Source organism: Pseudorhizobium endolithicum (assembly GCF_902153245.2).
GTDB classification, from domain to species: Bacteria; Pseudomonadota; Alphaproteobacteria; order Rhizobiales; family Rhizobiaceae; genus Neorhizobium; species Neorhizobium endolithicum.
In genome coordinates this window covers 1-14782 of the sequence record NZ_CABFWF030000020.1, presented here as the reverse complement: position 1 = coordinate 14782, position 14782 = coordinate 1, and the positions used below count along the sequence as shown (strand labels likewise).

Sequence of the window (14782 nt, the reverse complement as noted above, 5' to 3'; positions counted from 1 at the left end):
CTCAGGCTCGGCATCGCCATCGAGCGCATCCGTCCCGGCCACCCGCAGGAGAACGGCCGCCACGAGCGCATGCACCTGACCTTGAAGCTGGAGACCACCAAGCCAGCCGGCAACAATTTCCTGCAGCAGCAGGCCCGTTTCGACGACTTCGTCGAGGAGTTCAACACCGAACGCCCGCACCAGGCGCTCGCCATGGCCTGCCCGGCCGAGCGCTACAACCCATCCCCGCGCCGCTATGGCGGCTTACCGGACCGAGATTACCCGTTCCACGACCAGACCGTCACCGTCACCACATGCGGACGCATCTGCTATAAACGAAAGAAGATCAATCTCAGCCTGGTGTTCGCAGGTCAGGCCGTTGGCATCAAACAGGTCGAAGACCATATCTGGCTCGCAAGCTTCATGGAATACGATCTGGGATACTTCGATGACGAGACATGCAGGCTCGAACCTTTGCCGAACCCCTTCGGTCCAAAAGTGTTACCCATGTCTCCGGAATAAACCGTAACCCATGTGTCCAGAATGGACCGAGGGCAAGTGGCGGAGAGGGTGGGATTCGAACCCACGATACGGTTGCCCGTATGCCGCATTTCGAGTGCGGTGCTTTCGACCACTCAGCCACCTCTCCGCTTCGTTGGTCGGCGCTTCGATGCGCGCGCTTGTCCATAGCGACGGATTTTCTTGCTGACAAGTGGGAATTGCGGCCTACGGCGGGAAGATGCTGTTATGGCCGAACGGATTGTAACTTGAGGCTGGGACGAGCACCCGGCGATTACCTCAGAATACTAGTATTCGAACGTCCGCTACAGACCTGCGTTGACTTCAGGCTGCTGCGCACCGCGTTCGTGAACATCTGCGGCACGACATGGGCCCGTTGCGGAGGTCTTCGCAGGATCAACAAGGGAGGCTTATGGTCTGCGGCGATCTCGCGTTTAGGTGTTGAAGGAGACGACGAGCGGTTTCGTAAACAGTTTTGCCCAGGCGATCGCGCTGGCTCGCTGGATCGTGACGATGGGTGTCCCTTTGGCCCACCATCCGTTTCCAACAGCAAGGATCAGGTCCGGGTCGTAGAGCATCGATTGCAGTGTGGGCCAGACGACAAGCTGCTCGTAGCAAATCAGGGGCGCGATCTGGTGATCACCTATGGCCACAGTCGGATTGGCGAAGAAACGGGCCCGGGCGCCGCCACTCTTGCCCAGCCAGGATCGCCAAGGCTGCCACATTGAACCCGGGGCCGGCATTCTCTCGCGATAGAGGACCCCGCCACCGTTCGCTGAAACAGTCACGAGTACGTTGTCATATCCGGTCGCATCGATTATCACCGCTCCGGCGATCACGGCCATGTCCGTACCGTCGAGAGCTGTGACCCAGAGCCGCTCGGCCGTCGGTGTCCACAAGCCGAGCGCACTTTCCGGCAGCAGCACAAAGCGGGTGTCATTGCCCGCTGCGGCATGCACCGTGGCAATCAGATCACGGTGGCGCTGCATGGTGGCGTCCCGGCCCAGCGATGATCCCATTTGAAGATCGACGCCCCGCCAGCCCTCAGGTAATGTCGGATCGATCCAGAAGGCGGCGGACCAGAGCCAAAGGCCTGCGAAGGCGATGGCAACCGCCGGCCACATGTGGGTTACGAGGCCCACCAGGCCGGCTGTCATCGCCGCTATTCCCCACCATCCCCATCCGGGAAACAGAACGCCGGCGGATGTCATAGGATGCGCCCAACCTGTGATGCCGAACGGGGGCACCGCCATGAGTACGAACGCCAACAGATAGCGAAGCGGGCGAGGACCTGAACGCTCCGTCCAGAGCAGCGCATGCACGCCAACAAAACTTACCGACGCACACAACCATAACAGCAGACCGGGCCAGAGGTCCGATGAATAGAAGGTGGCGACACCCTGCGGCAGACCTCGCGACGCCGCCAGGAAATACCCTGCTGAAACAAGCGCCGCGACGGATCTTCCTCGCGCACGCGACCAGACGACCGGGAAGACGAGCGCCACTGGAAGGAGCAGGACATAGCCACTCCACCCGATGGCTCCGGCGGCAATCGCAGCGGTAAACAGCAGTACCGGCTGGAGGTGATCACGGCGCATAGGTCAGCACCTCTTGCGCCAGGCCGAGAATGCCTGCAGCCGGGATCGGACCGAAATAGCGGGAGTCGTAGGAGCCGACGAACGGCGAGTGCAGGAAGACGTAACCCGCCGGCACGATCCCGCCTCTGGACGGCGTCAACGGCCGTCCCTCTCCGTCCCGGTGCTGAAGAGCGGAGAAGCGAACCGGATGTCCATCGATGCTGACGCCGATGCCAATGTCGACACGCTGTCCGGCGACGGCGATGATTGTCTTGATGAGCGGCGCGATGCCGCCGGGGCAGAGGCCGGCGCGAAGGTAACCACGCATTTTTGCCTCGCGCATGGCCGAGTTTTGAGGTGGACAAGTGAAGACGAGATCGCCAGCGGCGGCCGGTCTGTTGAGCTCGATGATACGCCAGAGACCGAGAGGTTCGCTCGGCGTGAAATTGATCCGGTAGCCGCCGAACCAAGCGACCGAGATCGTTCCTAGCAAGGCCATTGTGATAGTGGCGAAGCCGAACAGGAGCCCGCTCATGCGTCGCCTCCTCAGCGCCGCTGCAACGAAAGGGATAGTCATTTCAGCGATAGTCCTTGGCTCTTCGTTTGCCGCAGCGTCTCGGCTTGTTTCAGAGCCTCGACGGTTCGCTCGTGGGCAACGAGCTTCTGCACTGCGCGCATCAGGCTCCAGGCTGGCTGCACCTCCAGTTTCTGACCTGGGCTCATGCCGGCGGTGATCGTCTTGAAGGTCTCGCCATTGGTGTCCTTGGCGGCCAAGGGCAGGAAGGTTCTCTCGCCGAAACGCTCTGCGACAGCCTTAGCAAATCCCTCCAGTTCCGCCTTCACCATCTTGTCGGCAATCGCTAATTCGAGAGCAGACGGAAGGTCATTGCGGTCGATGGCGTCCCGCACGCGCTCGAGCGTCCGGCGTGCATTGGGAGAAAGCGCCGGGATATCGATCGACACCTTGCGACGTGCCGCCAGTTCATCGGCCTGATAGCGTTGTTCGGCCCGACTGCGCTGGCGCAGGTAATCGCGCAGACTTTGAGCAAGAGCGGGAACGTTGCCCTCCGCCCGCTCGCGATCCTGCTTGTCGGCGCGGCTCGCGAGCCGGCCGATTTCCCCCTTGAGCGCACCAAAACTCTCCGGCTGGCCGGCGAGCTTCGCAAGCGCCGATTGGGCGACGGTCTCATCCTTCAGCATGGCGTCAACATTGACCGTCTTGAAGGCCGCTTCCGGCTGCGCATAGACAAGGTGGAAACGGGTCGAGACATCTTCCCATTGCTTCTTCAGACCAGGATCGGATTCGAGCTTGTCGGCGACAGCCTGCTCGAGGGTTTTCGCGAATGTCGCGATACCGGCAATCATCGGCTTGGTCTCCTTGCTACTTTGCGAGTGGGTGGGTTTGGGGGCTTCGGCGCGTTTGACGCCGAGGGCGAGAAGCCGGCCGGCAAGATCGGCCAATTTCTGTCTCTGGCGGATCGTCCATTCGAGCCTGTCACGGGCAACCGTTCGCGCGACGTTGACGATATGTAGGCCGCGTGCTTCGGCGAAGCGTAGCGCATGGCGATAGAAGGTCGCCTTCTCGTAATCGAGCGTGGTTTCCTTCCCGTTCTTTCGCGACAGGATCTTGATCAGGCCGCCAGCGAAAGCGAAGGATTGGGTACCGTAATAGACGCGGAGTTCCTCACGATGACGCGTCATCGCCACATAGGTCAGATGGCGATCGAGGGAGAGGGAGGCGAGGACCTTCACCCTATCCACAGTGGCACCCTGGCTCTTATGAATCGTGGTGGCATAGCCATGGTCGAGATTGCCGTAAAAGCGCTGCTCGACAGTGACCTGGCGGCGATACTCACCTTCGCCGATCTCGGCGACGATGCGGTTTGGCGCGGCTTCGACCACCTTGCCGAGCATGCCGTTCTTGACGCCGAGCGCGCCCTCGTTCTTCAGGAAAACGATCTGGTCGCCGACCGCAAAATTGCGGTGTCCGTCCTCCGTCCGGAAGGCAAAACTCTCGCCAAGGATGCCGCGCTCGACAAGCTTGGAGCGCGCCATGTCGTTGAGCATCCGCACGTCTCGACGGAGATGGGCGAGGATCAATGTGGTCTTCGCCGGATCGTAATCGCGGCTCCAATCGGCGATGAGGGTATCGGCAGCCTCGTCCTTCAGATGCAAACCGATCATTCGACCGTGAGCAGCGTAGGCGTTGACGGCCTTGGGGATGTCGCCCCGCGCGAGATCGAGCGAAGCATCGCGCATCCATTGCTCGCGCTGCCGATAGATGGTTTCGAGTTCAGCATATCCGATGCGATCTGCAATCGCGCGGAACGCGGCCCCCGCTTCGATTGGCTGGAGCTGTTCCGGATCTCCAACAAGGACAAGCTTGGCGCCGGTCCTCGTCACTGTCTCGACCAGGTGCGCCATCTGCCGCGACGACACCATGCCGGCCTCGTCGAGAACGAAGACCGTGTTGGCGTCGAGCTCGTTTCGGCCCTCGTTCCAGCGAAGCTCCCAGGACGAAAGCGTGCGCGAGGCGATCCCGGCTTCCTTCTCCAGACCCTCCGCAGCCTTGCCGGCGAGCGCGCCGCCGACGACACGATACCCCGCGACCTCCCAAGCCTCGCGCGCAGCTTTCATCATCGTGGTCTTGCCGGCGCCGGCACGCCCGATGACGGCTGCGATCCGCACTGGTCCCACGACGTGTTCGATCGCTGTCTTCTGCTCCGCCGACAGGCGCGAATGGCGCGCGAACGTCGCCTCGAGCACAGCCTCCCGAACACCATGCGAGCATCGCGCCGAAAGCGAGATCGCGCGGTTGGCCATCTCCGCTTCCAGCCGGATCAGTTCGCGTGTCGTGTACTTGGCGGGAACCCGTGCGCCGGTCGCAAACTCGATCCGCTCGCGCTCGAGACGGAGCACTTCGGGGCTCTGCAGGACTCGCACCATCAGGCTTTGGAACAGGGCGGCATCATCGATATAGCGATGCAGGATCTTTGCGACGTCTTGGCTATCGAAGACGCTCTTCTCACGGGTGATCAGGTCGAGAACGATCTCCGGACGGCGCTGAATACGCCGTGCGTTCTCCCTTCGGCGTGCCTCCTGCAGCTCGATCCGTTCGAGCTTTGGTGCCGATACCGACGACTGCGTCTTCGCCTGCTCCGCCTTTCGGTCGATGGCCGTCGCGCCGACCCCGATATGGATCGTCGGCTCCACTTCGACGCCCTGTTTTTCGAAGGACCGGCCGTCGATGCGAATATCGAGACCGGCCATTGCCAGATGCCGGTTCTGGCAGGCAAACCATCCGTCGCGGAACGCATTGAAGTCGTCGAGGCTACCGGCCCAAAGCTCATAGACGATCTTGCCGGAGTCGTTGCGGATAGGATTGCCGTCCGGTCCAAGAACCGCCACCTTCTTGGCGCCGAAGCCGTCCTCGGCGAGCGGTCTCAGCGTTGTCATCAGATGCACATGCGGATTGCCCGGCGCATCATGATAGACCCAGTCAGCCACCATGCCCTTTCCGGCGATGTGCCTTTCGACAAAATCTCGAACGAGCGCGATGTTCTGACCGGCAGTCAGTTCCAGCGGCAGCGCGATTGTGACATCCTTGGCGAGCTGGGCATCGGAGCGCTTCTCGAATTCCTCGACCTTGTTCCAGAAGGTTTCGGAAGCACCGGAGACCGAGCGATTGGCAATCATCGCCCGCAACCACTCAGGCGCGTCTGCCGGGATGGCGAACGCTTCGTGCAGCAGGCCCTGCTTACGACTGTAGTCGATTGTTCGCGCTTCCCGCTCGTACTCCATCTTGGCGCAGTGGCGATAGGCCGCCGACAGCACGGCGCTGCGGCCGGAACCGCGGGCGACGACGCTGACGGAGAAATGAGGAACGGCCACGGCGGTCTTAGCTCCCGATCGCGAAGAGATGCAGCGGGTTCGGTCCAAGAGCGGCGGCCCAGGCCGGGGACAAAAGCAGCACGTCGCATCGCGACGTATAATTGCGCCCTTGGAAGCCGCTCCTTCGGAACGGCCGGGATCATTCACCAAGGCATCGCCGTCGGCGATTGTAGGATTCACAGTAGTGCGCGCCGCACTCTGTTCGGAAAAACTGGCTTCGAAAGACAAGCTTTCGCAGCCAAGGAGCCGGACGAATGAAAAAACCAACTTCGAAAATCCGCAACGAAATTGCCAAGCTGCAGGAACAGCTCAAGGCGGCGGAAACCCGCGACGCCGAGCGCCTCGGCCGAATTGCCCTGAGGGTTGGGCTTGGAGAGATGAAGATTGAGGAAGCCGAGCTGCAAACCGCCTTCGAGGCCTTGGCGAAACGCTTTCGCGGGGATCAGGGAAATACGACCGGAGGAAAGAAAGGCGCCGGCGACGGCATCGGATCGGCGTCGACCGCGGTCCCATCTGGCACGGCTCAGGGCAGCAGTGGCGAGGCTTGAGCGGATGGCGAGGACAATGACATCGGACGCCCGAAAGAAGGACACACGCGAGAAGATCGAACTCGGCGGCCTGATCGTTAAGGCGGGTCTGCGATATGAGAAGCGCGCGCTTCTGCTCGGAGCCCTGGTCGATCTCAAGTTACGACTGAAGGCGGACGAAGGCGAGAGGGCGCGGTTGATCGCAATCGGGGCGAAGGCCTTCAGTGATGACGGCGAATAGGGTTGCTCTCGCCGGCGCCCCGGTCGCACTGATGATACTGGTCGTGATCGGCATGACAGGGATCGAGCAATGGCTGACGGCATTCGGCAGGACGGACGCCGCAAGGCTGACGTTGGGTCGGGTAGGCATCGCCGCACCCTATGTCGCCGCCGCGGTAACCGGTGCGATCTTCCTATTCGCGAGCGCCGGGGCGAGGAGCATCAAGGTGGCAGGCTGGGGCACCGCCACCGGAAGCATCTCGACGATCCTGATCGCTGTGATGCGCGAGACGAGCCGTCTTGCCGCTTTCGCCGGCGACGTGCCGCCCGGCAAATCCATCGTCTCCTATCTCGACCCCGCAACGATGGTCGGTGGGTCGGCTGCACTGATGGCGGGATGTTTCGGATTGCGCGTCGCTCTGATCGGCAATGCCGCGTTCGCACGCGCCAAGCCGAAACGCATCCGGGGGAAAAGGGCGCTCCACGGTGAGGCCGACTGGATGAAGATGCAGGAAGCGGCAAAACTCTTCGCCGATAGCGGCGGCATCGTCATCGGCGAGCGCTACCGCGTCGACAAGGACAGCACCGCGGCGATGTCCTTTCGCGCCGATGACCCCGAGACCTGGGGCGCTGGCGGTAAGTCGCCGCTGCTGTGCTTCGACGGTTCGTTCGGATCCTCACACGGGATCGTCTTTGCGGGTTCGGGTGGTTTCAAGACGACGTCGGTGACGATCCCGACAGCGCTCAAATGGGGCGGGGCACTTGTCGTGCTGGACCCTTCGAACGAAGTGGCGCCGATGATCCATGAGCATCGCAAGGGTGCTGCACGCTTCATCCGTATGCTCGATCCGAAAGAACCGGAAACCGGGTTCAACGCGCTCGACTGGATCGGTCGATTCGGCCGGACAAAGGAAGAGGATATCGCCTCGGTCGCGTCGTGGATCATGAGCGACAGCGGCGGCACACTTGGCGTCCGCGACGACTTCTTTCGCGCATCGGCGCTTCAGCTGTTGACCGCGCTGATCGCCGATGTCTGCCTGTCCGGACACACGGACAAAGAGAACCAGACCTTGCGGCAGGTTCGGGCCAATCTGGCGGAACCAGAGCCGAAACTGCGCGAGCGGCTGCAGTCGATCTACGACAACTCGAACTCTAACTTCGTGAAGGAGAACGTCGCCGGCTTCGTCAACATGACGCCGGAAACCTTTTCTGGCGTCTACGCCAATGCGGTCAAGGAAACCCACTGGCTGTCCTATCCGAACTATGCCGCGCTTGTGTCCGGTTCGACCTTCTCGACTGACGCGCTTGCGGACGGCAAGACCGATGTGTTCATCAACATCGACCTGAAGACATTGGAGACCCATGCCGGTCTTGCGCGCGTAATCATCGGTTCGTTCCTCAACGCGATCTATAATCGCGACGGCGAGATGAAGGGCAGGGCGCTCTTCCTGCTCGATGAGGTCGCGCGGCTCGGCTATATGCGCATCCTCGAGACCGCGCGCGACGCCGGGCGCAAGTATGGCATTACGCTCACGATGATCTATCAGTCGATCGGCCAGATGCGCGAGACCTATGGCGGTCGCGATGCCGCCAGCAAATGGTTTGAGAGCGCCAGCTGGATTTCGTTTGCGGCGATCAACGATCCGGAGACTGCGGATTACATTTCGAAGCGTTGCGGCATGACCACGGTCGAAATCGACCAGGTCAGCCGCAGTTTCCAAGCGAAGGGATCGTCGCGAACCCGGTCGAAGCAGCTTGCTGCCAGGCCTCTGATACAGGCGCATGAGGTTCTGCGCATGCGGGCCGATGAACAGATCGTGTTCACGGCCGGCAACCCACCGCTTCGATGCGGGCGAGCCATCTGGTTCCGCCGGGATGACATGAAGGCATGCATCGGCACGAACCGTTTTCAAGAGCGTAATACGCTTTGAAGCCTGATCAGCCGGCGCGCAGTGCAACGAGCAAGGCTGATCCGGGACAATGAAGAGCATCGGAGAAATCAGCATAGCGCCGACCAACGGTCGGGATTTCGGGAATTCTCGTCGTGCGAGGGCGGGAAATAGCGCAGCCGCAGGAGCCTCAACATAGTGGCCCGAAGGGGAGGCGGGACCGACTGCGCCCCGCACTCGCACACTGCTTTACCGGCCGCATCAGGTTATCGGCAACTCGGCCGAAACCTGTCATACCCTTCGGCGAGACGAATAGCGCACACCCGTTCATGAAGCACTCGCAGCATCCTGGAAAGGTGAGAGACAGGATGGTGTAACTGAGGTTGGCAAGAGGGATCGTCGCCCGCCTGGGCATTGAGCGTGTGCCGCCTCCGGCTAGACGCGCACCGGAGGTATGTCGACAGCCTTCGCCCCCTCCAGATCATCACCGATGTGAATCAATCCCTGCCTATCGATTCACAAGTCTCGTTGGACGCAGGCACCGGGATCAGTGATCCTGATCTCATGATCTATCAACCCTATCATCTCTATGTCGAACGCTCCGATGTGTCCAGGAACATGGCTCGCTACTATGCGATGTCGATCGAACCAAACCTGTTCGGAGATGTCTGCTTGCTTCGCAAGTGGGGCCGCATTGGAACCAGAGGACAGATGATGGTCCATCATTTCAGCCACGAAGAGGAGGCCGTCCGGCTGTTTCTCGATCTGCTGAGACAGAAACGAAAACGCGGTTATCGTCCGCGTGCGGCCCCGCCGAAATGCAAGCCCCGATAAAGCGGGCTTCCAGATTCTTCGGCGCCGGTTCCAGTCGGTCTCGAACGAGACCTCGACCTCGACGACAAGCGGGACCTTGATGCCAGGCTTCAGGCCGAGCTTTTCTGCTTGGACAGGGTCGTTGTCTGCCGGCGTTAACGATGGCGTCCGCGGACGTGGGGAAGGGCGATGCTAGCAGCGCGACACGCGCGACCGCATCGCGGCGGGTGGGGAGTCGAGATGCCTGAGCATTTTCCGGAACCGGTCGTCCTTGAGGCTGCCCTCTCACCACGGCAAGATGGCTTGATCTGAGCAGACCCCTACCTCTCGCTTGGCAGCAGAAAGCTGGAAGCCGACTCGATGCCTGTTTCCGGCTTCGAAGACGAGGAGTTGGCCCCGCCTTGGCGGGGCCGCTGGCTCCTCAGTCTCGGTTCGGGCGGGACCAGATGAGCTGGAAGCCGTCTTCGCCTTCGACTTCCGTCAGCGTCGCGTAGATCGGAGCCGGGAAGCTCGGATCGTCGAGCTTGACCGAGAGATAGTCGCGGTCGCTCTGTTCGGACCGCTTCTGCCAGGCGGCGCCCAGCTCGACGGCACCGGCGTAGATGCGGAAGTGCGGGCCCTTGTCGGAGGGATTTTCGATGCGGGCGATGCGAGCCTTGACGTTGAGGGCGAGGGTGCGGATCGAGCCGGTGAAGCCGTTTTCGGTAGAGGTGAAGGTGCCGATGGTAGCCATTGTCATGTTCCTTTCGTTGTTCGGGCCGCGCCCTTCGCGGCCTCGATGGCTGTCGCAAAGACCGGGGACGATCGGACCGCACCTCTTAAGGCCGAAATGAAATGGAGGGCGGCCGGGAGGAACTTTGTTGTTCCGCGAGGAATGGCGGCGCAGCCGCCAGGGGAAGAAAGTTCTGGTGGCCGTTGCGGGGAGACGATCGAGGCGAAGCCGCTCTCCGGTCAGACATGCCTCATCGAGCCCGCAGAGGGGAGCGCCGCCAACAATGAGGGGAAGGAGCATGGCGATGGATACCCGCTCACCATTCGATCGCAGTTCAAACGCCTCACAGGTGAGGCCGCTCCGGGTGCGGATCGATTGCCGCGGCCACCTCGATCTCGACTCCGCAAACGCCAGTTGCTTTGATCAATACGCGGGATATCGTTGAAGCGAGGTTCGTTCTGCCGAAGAGGATCCATGCGCAAACAGACAAAGTCGTTCACTGTCGAAATCAAGCCCTCGCGCAAGCCGAAACCGGGCCCACAGAAAATGTCGATCTGGGGCAAGTTGGACCTGAGAACGGATGAAGACCTGCAGGTGAAGACCGAACCGGTGGTGGAGCCGGCCACCGCCGGTGGCGGCGGCCGTTCTGATATCTGCCGGGAGCGGCACCAGCTTTTTTCAAGCCACCTGCCGGTCTTGGCGCTCCGGCGGCTGAAGATGGTGAAGATAGGCGACGGCACACGCCGGGCATGCGCCGCGGCTTGGAAGATGGCTCGCTTGTCGCCCGTAAGAACGGTGAGCCAGGACTGAAGGTACGACCCATGATCCGGCCTCGGCTCGAGCTCCGGCGCAATGCCGAGATCGGCGCAGAGGAAGCAGCTGCCAAGCTCGGCGATGAGTTCCTCGCGGGCGCGCTCGCTTCTATCTCTCGAATACCGGGAAAGATCCCGGCCGACGCGGCTGGCTGGCGCCGTCCAATGCGTTGCCTCATGGCTCAGCGTCGCATAGTAGCTCGCCGCGTCCCTGAAGTTCTCAAACGGCGGCATCTGGATGAGGTCGGCGGCGGGCGCGAAGAAAGCCTGGTTTCCGCCATGGCGGATGAGCGCGCCCGTGTTCCGGAAGAATCGGTCCGCATGCGCGATGCGCTCGACAGGATCGAGGACGGGATTCGGGCGATGAACATAATGATCGGGAAGGCCGTCGATCTGCTCGACGTTGAAAACGGAGTACGCCTTGAGGAACGGGATTTCCCGTTCGATCTCGCCGCCGTTGCCGTCCGTCTCGGCCTTGGTGAAGCGGCTCGCGAAGACGACCGTCGCGCCGGTTTCGCCCTTGCGTACCGCCACCCCCAATTCGAGCGCCTGCTTGAATGTCATCCACATCGGTGAGGAATAGCCGCGGGCCATGCCCTCCGACCAAAGCAACAGAACATTCATGCCGGAATAGGGCTGACCGTTGTGGCGCAGCGGTCGGCTGATACGGCCGTTCGTGTTCGCCGCGTTCCACGGCTTCATCCAGGGCCGAACGCCGTTCGTCAGATCCTCGATGATCCCGTCGGTAATCCTTGCGTAGATATCGGCGCGCTGGCCGTCGTCCTTCCTGCTCATGTTCAAACCTCCATTTCCAGGAGATCGCGCCGATCGCGACCCCGTCACGGCGGTCCAAAGGGCGGAGCGGAAAGGGTGAGGGCACCGGTGGGCCGGAACGGACGTGGAGGACGGCGAAGCCGTTGCCCGAACACCACGCTCCGGCAGGACCAAAGCCGGACGGGGTCGCGGTGGCCGATCCCGGCGTCACCGCTTCAGGGGCTCAAGGAATGGTTTCGAGGTCGGTCGACCTGAACTCGTCCGCCGTAGCGAGGATCGGCACGCCATGGAATTTGGCGCAGGCATAATGCAGGCAATCACCGAGGTTCAGGCCATGGCGGCCGCTGCGGTAGCGGTGCGCTGCGATAAGGGCGAGCCGCGTCGTCTCCGACGCAGGCGGAAGATCACGAACCTCGATTTCCCGTGCTTCGAGGAATTCCATCACGATCGATTCGACCGCGGGTACCGGAAGATTGAACTTGTCCGGCCGTGCGAGGCCGAGGACGGTTTCGAGAATGGCGACCGGGGATGTAAAGGGATGTCTTGCAGAAGCAACGGCGTCAGAGACGCGCGCCGCCTCCGGCTCATCGGAGAGAAGCGCGATGATCGCGCAGGCATCGACGAACATCAGGCATCATCCCACATTTCGTCGAAAGCTTCACGAGGAAGAGGCATGCGGGCGCCCTCGCTGATGGCAACCCCATGCTTTTCCCGCAAGCGTGCAGCAGTCTGCAATGGCGTCTCTGCGCGATTGCGCCGCTCGATCGCCTCCCGCATGGCAATGACGATAGCGTCGGTAATGCCGACGCCCGCCAACTCGGCGAACTTGCGCGTCAGCGCGTCGGCTTCTGGATTGTTGACGTTGATCGGCATGAGCTGTCTCCATGTAGATATTTCTCGAAAACAATGTAGATCATTGTGCGGCCTTTTCCAAGGTCGTTGGCAGACGTGCCATTGGAAAGGGCGGGGCTGGAGCCCCGCCCGTAAGCACTTAGTCAAAAGCGGACATCTGTGCTTCCGCCGCCTTGCGATTGAGGGAGTGACCCGGGTTTTCGACGGGCCGGTCGAAGGGCTTCCAGGTCTCGCCGACGATTTGCTTGTATGCCGCAACTGCGCCCTCCGCGGCCATTCGAAGCGCATGGGCCTGCACGCCCATGTCGGCGGCGAACTCGCGTTTACGGTGGGCAGCACTGTCGTAGCCGACAGGGCCGTTGAGGTCCTCGTCACGGCTGTCGTTGGCGGCCTTGGCGGTGGCGTCGCGGCCTCGGTAACGGCGCGGCTGTAGAACTGGCCTGCACCGTGGGCGGAACCGACGAAGGCGCCGACGATCCGCTGCAGATGGATCTGCATGGCCTTTTCGCCGAGGCCGTCACTCAGAGCATCTGCCGTCTCGGAGATGAGCCGCTCATGGAGGTCGCGGATGCCGTCGCTGTCGACGATCGCGGTTCCGAAGCTCTCGGCGATCTTGAGCGCCTGGGCGCTGTCCGGGCATGTGAGCCGGACCATTTCGAGGGTTGCGCCTTTGCGCAGGGCCACGACGCGGGCGGATTGACGAGAGGAGGTTGCGGGCTTTGCCATGTTTTCATCCTTTCCAACCTCGAAGCGGCTCCGGCCCCGTGCCGGCTTGCCCTTCGGTGCGGTCGTCCCGAACCGGCGCAAGACGGACGGTTCAAGGTCCGAAAGCGACAGGCAGAGCGGAGCCGGTTTGCGGGCAGGCACTACCGCGTCGTCAGGTTTTCAGGGCGGGTTGCGAACCTGGAGCAGACGGTACACGAAAAGCTCTACTTTCTGCTGGAGCCTGCGCAGGAGCATCAGGCCAAGCCTGAACTTTGGGGGCCGGGCAATCCGTCGGCTGGTTTACCCGTCTTCCCTCGCACCCCAAGAACAAATCTGAGGGTGCGGGCTGGGCGCACGCCCCTTACGAGAAGGAAGTTGACCGGACTAGGATTACTTCGACACCAACGTCATCAGCAATCTCGGCCCATACCCGATCCGCGGTCACTGCTGGCAAGCCAAGCCGTCGCGCAAGAGAGAGACAAGCTCCGTCCCCGTGACTCAGGCCTTTCGGTTGCGTTACGGAAATAAGCGCTCCACCGTCAATCGCCAGAGCAAAGTCCAAGGAGTGGGTTTCAAGACCGAGAGCATTAATCATCTCCAGCGCCGATTCTTGGTCAACACCTCTTTGAACAAGATTCGCCGTTGTTTCCTGCACGCAAAGGGCCGAAATAGTCGCTCCCCGATCAAGCCAGCTCTCACTCGTGCCTGCTCCATTCTCCTCGTTAAGGTAAGCCATAATTGCCGAGGTATCGATGACACAGGCGCTCATCGCTTCAAGCCGCGCGATTGTTCCTCAGGAGCGAAGACTTCTATCTCCTCAAGCTGCGCCTCTTGGCGCCGATCTGTAATAAGTTGGTCCACCAGGTTCTGACCCGCTGGAACGAACCTCCGAAACATCTCCTGAGCTCGCCGACGTTCCCTTTGCGGCGTGGTCAATTCGATTCGATCGCCTTGAGTCTCGATGATTACCTTATCTCCCTTCTTCAACCTCAACGCTTTACGGAGATCTGACGGCAGTATCATGCGGCCGTTCTCTTGCAGGGGTATCGTGTAGCGCACAAGGTCAACTCCACTCAGATGGGTCTTTGCCGGCCATTTTAACCCATGGCTTGATAGGTGGCTACTCCGGCATAAATGGTCGAGCGATGACGGCCAAGCTGACGCGCCATCTCGTTAATCGGAACCTTTGCCGCCACCAGATGATGAAGACGCCGGCGATCGGCGAGGGTGATCTGCGTATAGCATCGAGACATGCCAAATCTCCAAAGTGAAAGCATTGAAATTATTCGGATGTCGCACTTGGAAATAGAATGTACCCCCTACACACTATGTCAAAGCTGGTTAGAGGCGCGTGCCAGCCAGCCAGTTAGAAATGCGACACTGGCACGGATGATCAGCCCCCGATCCGACCGGCTGGGCCGGGTTGAAAGGGCGGAGCGGGGGCGGGTGAAAGAACACCTCTTCGGCTTTAGCTTTCTCAATAGCAATTGTTCAGTCGCCGGCTGATACTCGC

At 61.4% G+C, this 14782-nt stretch carries 13 protein-coding genes, 1 tRNA gene and 3 pseudogenes; 5 read left to right on the top strand and 12 right to left on the bottom strand.

Annotated features, from left to right (window positions below):
- On the top strand, positions 1 to 501 hold a 501-nt coding region (locus RTCK_RS20725; RefSeq protein WP_142594273.1), incomplete at its 5' end, for an integrase core domain-containing protein.
- 37 nt (positions 502 to 538) lie between these two features.
- Here the strand turns inward: RTCK_RS20725 and RTCK_RS20720 are convergent.
- The 4 genes from RTCK_RS20720 to traA all read right to left on the bottom strand — a co-directional run bounded on the left by RTCK_RS20720 (position 539) and on the right by traA (position 5966).
- Positions 539 to 628: transfer RNA gene (locus tag RTCK_RS20720), tRNA-Ser, on the bottom strand.
- A gap of 304 nt (positions 629 to 932) precedes the next feature.
- Positions 933 to 2096, bottom strand: a complete 1164-nt coding sequence (locus RTCK_RS20715) for a conjugal transfer protein TraB (RefSeq protein ID WP_142594272.1) — start codon at positions 2094 to 2096, stop codon at positions 933 to 935.
- Positions 2086 to 2652, bottom strand: a complete 567-nt coding sequence (gene traF, locus RTCK_RS20710; RefSeq protein ID WP_142594271.1) for a conjugative transfer signal peptidase TraF — start codon at positions 2650 to 2652, stop codon at positions 2086 to 2088. The genes RTCK_RS20715 and traF overlap by 11 nt, the downstream gene beginning before the upstream one ends.
- Positions 2649 to 5966 (bottom strand): Ti-type conjugative transfer relaxase TraA, encoded by a 3318-nt coding sequence (gene traA / locus RTCK_RS20705; RefSeq protein ID WP_142594270.1) that lies wholly within the window; start codon positions 5964 to 5966, stop codon positions 2649 to 2651. Before traA ends, traF begins: the two co-directional genes overlap by 4 nt.
- Before the next feature lie 254 nt (positions 5967 to 6220).
- On the opposite strand from traA, the gene traC reads away from it, so the two are divergent.
- From traC to RTCK_RS20685, 4 genes are all read left to right on the top strand, one after another.
- Complete coding sequence (gene traC, locus RTCK_RS20700; protein ID WP_142594269.1) at positions 6221 to 6514, top strand: conjugal transfer protein TraC; 294 nt, start codon at positions 6221 to 6223, stop codon at positions 6512 to 6514.
- Positions 6515 to 6518: 4 nt separating this feature from the next.
- Positions 6519 to 6734: a type IV conjugative transfer system coupling protein TraD gene (traD, locus tag RTCK_RS20695; RefSeq protein WP_142594268.1), complete on the top strand. Its 216-nt coding sequence runs from the start codon at positions 6519 to 6521 to the stop codon at positions 6732 to 6734.
- Positions 6721 to 8643: a Ti-type conjugative transfer system protein TraG gene (gene traG / locus RTCK_RS20690; RefSeq protein ID WP_142594267.1), complete on the top strand. Its 1923-nt coding sequence runs from the start codon at positions 6721 to 6723 to the stop codon at positions 8641 to 8643. The genes traD and traG overlap by 14 nt, the downstream gene beginning before the upstream one ends.
- A gap of 522 nt (positions 8644 to 9165) precedes the next feature.
- Complete coding sequence (locus RTCK_RS20685; protein WP_142594274.1) at positions 9166 to 9435, top strand: WGR domain-containing protein; 270 nt, start codon at positions 9166 to 9168, stop codon at positions 9433 to 9435.
- 400 nt (positions 9436 to 9835) lie between these two features.
- Here the strand turns inward: RTCK_RS20685 and RTCK_RS20680 are convergent, their stop codons facing one another.
- The 8 genes and pseudogenes from RTCK_RS20680 to RTCK_RS20645 all read right to left on the bottom strand — a co-directional run.
- Entirely contained in the window at positions 9836 to 10147 is a 312-nt protein-coding gene (locus RTCK_RS20680) for a DUF736 domain-containing protein (protein ID WP_185928091.1), read from the bottom strand.
- Positions 10148 to 10804: 657 nt separating this feature from the next.
- Positions 10805 to 11733: pseudogene (locus RTCK_RS20675) on the bottom strand (ArdC family protein).
- A gap of 202 nt (positions 11734 to 11935) precedes the next feature.
- A complete protein-coding gene (locus RTCK_RS20670; RefSeq protein WP_142523250.1) occupies positions 11936 to 12340 on the bottom strand; it encodes a type II toxin-antitoxin system VapC family toxin in 405 nt (134 codons plus the stop codon).
- Positions 12340 to 12585, bottom strand: coding sequence for a type II toxin-antitoxin system VapB family antitoxin (locus tag RTCK_RS20665; protein ID WP_142594265.1), 246 nt, complete (start codon positions 12583 to 12585; stop codon positions 12340 to 12342). The genes RTCK_RS20670 and RTCK_RS20665 overlap by 1 nt, the downstream gene beginning before the upstream one ends.
- Positions 12586 to 12703: 118 nt before the next feature.
- Positions 12704 to 13290: pseudogene (locus tag RTCK_RS20980) on the bottom strand (hypothetical protein).
- Between the two features lie 340 nt (positions 13291 to 13630).
- Positions 13631 to 14038 (bottom strand): PIN domain-containing protein, encoded by a 408-nt coding sequence (locus RTCK_RS21250; RefSeq protein WP_142594264.1) that lies wholly within the window; start codon positions 14036 to 14038, stop codon positions 13631 to 13633.
- Positions 14035 to 14292 (bottom strand): AbrB/MazE/SpoVT family DNA-binding domain-containing protein, encoded by a 258-nt coding sequence (locus RTCK_RS21245; RefSeq protein ID WP_185928089.1) that lies wholly within the window; start codon positions 14290 to 14292, stop codon positions 14035 to 14037. The genes RTCK_RS21250 and RTCK_RS21245 overlap by 4 nt, the downstream gene beginning before the upstream one ends.
- 107 nt (positions 14293 to 14399) lie before the next feature.
- Positions 14400 to 14522 (bottom strand): annotated as a pseudogene (locus tag RTCK_RS20645) (helix-turn-helix domain-containing protein); the annotation flags it as partial.
- Positions 14523 to 14782 lie beyond the last annotated feature (260 nt).

Excerpts from the sequence above, each read along its gene's own strand:
- RTCK_RS20715 (WP_142594272.1), bottom strand. The coding sequence starts at position 2,096 with ATGCGCCGTGATCACCTCCAGCCGGTACTGCTGTTTACCGCTGCGATT.
- traF (WP_142594271.1), bottom strand. The coding sequence starts at position 2,652 with ATGACTATCCCTTTCGTTGCAGCGGCGCTGAGGAGGCGACGCATGAGC.
- traC (WP_142594269.1), top strand. The coding sequence starts at position 6,221 with ATGAAAAAACCAACTTCGAAAATCCGCAACGAAATTGCCAAGCTGCAG.
- traD (WP_142594268.1), top strand. The coding sequence starts at position 6,519 with ATGGCGAGGACAATGACATCGGACGCCCGAAAGAAGGACACACGCGAG.
- traG (WP_142594267.1), top strand. The coding sequence starts at position 6,721 with ATGACGGCGAATAGGGTTGCTCTCGCCGGCGCCCCGGTCGCACTGATG.
- RTCK_RS20685 (WP_142594274.1), top strand. The coding sequence starts at position 9,166 with ATGATCTATCAACCCTATCATCTCTATGTCGAACGCTCCGATGTGTCC.
- RTCK_RS20680 (WP_185928091.1), bottom strand. The coding sequence starts at position 10,147 with ATGGCTACCATCGGCACCTTCACCTCTACCGAAAACGGCTTCACCGGC.
- RTCK_RS20670 (WP_142523250.1), bottom strand. The coding sequence starts at position 12,340 with ATGTTCGTCGATGCCTGCGCGATCATCGCGCTTCTCTCCGATGAGCCG.
- RTCK_RS20665 (WP_142594265.1), bottom strand. The coding sequence starts at position 12,585 with ATGCCGATCAACGTCAACAATCCAGAAGCCGACGCGCTGACGCGCAAG.
- RTCK_RS21250 (WP_142594264.1), bottom strand. The coding sequence starts at position 14,038 with ATGAGCGCCTGTGTCATCGATACCTCGGCAATTATGGCTTACCTTAAC.
- RTCK_RS21245 (WP_185928089.1), bottom strand. The coding sequence starts at position 14,292 with ATGATACTGCCGTCAGATCTCCGTAAAGCGTTGAGGTTGAAGAAGGGA.